This is a genomic window from Pseudomonas sp. A-1 (genome assembly GCF_004801855.1).
Lineage (GTDB): Bacteria > Pseudomonadota > Gammaproteobacteria > Pseudomonadales > Pseudomonadaceae > Geopseudomonas.
This window is the reverse complement of record NZ_SSTC01000209.1, coordinates 1-1288: the sequence shown is the minus strand read 5'-3', so window position 1 is coordinate 1288 and position 1288 is coordinate 1. Positions and strand designations below refer to the sequence as shown.

The 1288-nt window shown below is 75.9% G+C and carries 1 protein-coding gene; it reads left to right on the top strand.

Features of this window, described 5'->3' with window-relative positions; genetic code table 11:
* Positions 1-1288, top strand: a 1288-nt coding sequence (locus E5198_RS21180) for a penicillin acylase family protein (RefSeq protein WP_136491863.1), incomplete at both ends; no start/stop codon positions are given.

The following is a 1288-nucleotide window of genomic DNA, read 5'->3' as shown; positions in this document are numbered from 1 at the left end:
TGGCGCGGCCTGCACGCGCTGGCGCAGCTGGCCGACGCCGCGCCGGGGCGCGGGCTCAGCCAGTTCGAGGGCAGCAACGCCTGGGCGCTGAGTGGCGCGCGCACCGCCAGCGGCAAGCCGCTGCTGGCCGGCGACCCGCACATCCGCTTCAGCGTGCCGCAGGTGTGGTACAGCGCCCACCTGTCGGCGCCCGGCTTCGAGCTGTACGGCCAGCACCACGCGCTGATCCCCTTCGCCCTGCTCGGCCACAACCGCGAGTTCGGCTGGTCGCTGACCATGTTCCAGAACGACGACCTCGACCTGATCGCCGAGCGGGTCGATCCGGCCCATCCCGGCCAGGTCCGCTACCGGGGTCGCTGGGTGGATCTGGAGAGCCGCCGCGAAGTCATCCGGGTGAAGGACGGCGCCGACGTCGAGCTGACCCTGCAGCGCTCGCCGCACGGGCCGATCGTCAACGCCGCCCTCGGCGAGCTGGCCGGGCCGACGCCGATCGCCCTGCGCTGGGTGTTCCACGAGGCGCACAACCCGATCCTCGGCGCCTTCCACCGCCTCAACCGCGCGTCTAGCCTGGCCGAGGCGCGTGCCGCCGCCGCCGGCATCGCGGCGCCGGGGCTGAACATCGTCTGGGCCTCGGCCTCCGGCGACATCGCCTGGTGGGCGGCCGGGCGCCTGTTCGAGCGGCCGGCCGGCGCCCATGCGGCCTTCGTCCTCGACGGCGGCAGCGCGCAGGCGGCGCCGCCGCGCTACCTGCCGTTCGCCGCCAACCCGCACGAGGAGAACCCGGCGCGCGGCTACGTGCTGTCGGCCAACCAGGCGCCGGCCGGCTTCGCCGTGCCCGGCTACTACAACCCGGACGGGCGCTACCGGCGCCTGCGCGAGCGCCTCGACGCCCCCGGGGTGCGCTGGGACGTGGACAACAGCCAGGCGCTGCAGCTCGACGGCGGCAGCGACCTGGCGCAGCGCCTGCTGGCGCCGCTGCTCAGCGAACTGCGCGCCGCGCTGCACGGCGAGGAACTGGCGCTGCTCGAGGAGCTGGCCGCCTGGGACGGCGAGCACCGCCTCGACTCGCGCCCGGCGGTGCTGTTCAACCAGCTGCTCTACCAGCTGGCCCGCGAGTCCATGGCCGACGAGCTGGGCGGGGACTTCTTCGCCGCGCTGCTCGGCACCCGGCGAGTCACCCCGGCGCTGGTGGCGCTGGCCGCCGACCCCGGCTCGCCCTGGTGGGACGACCGCGCCACGCCTGAGCGCGAGGGCCGCGCGCAGATCGCCGCGCGCGCCTGGCGCGCCG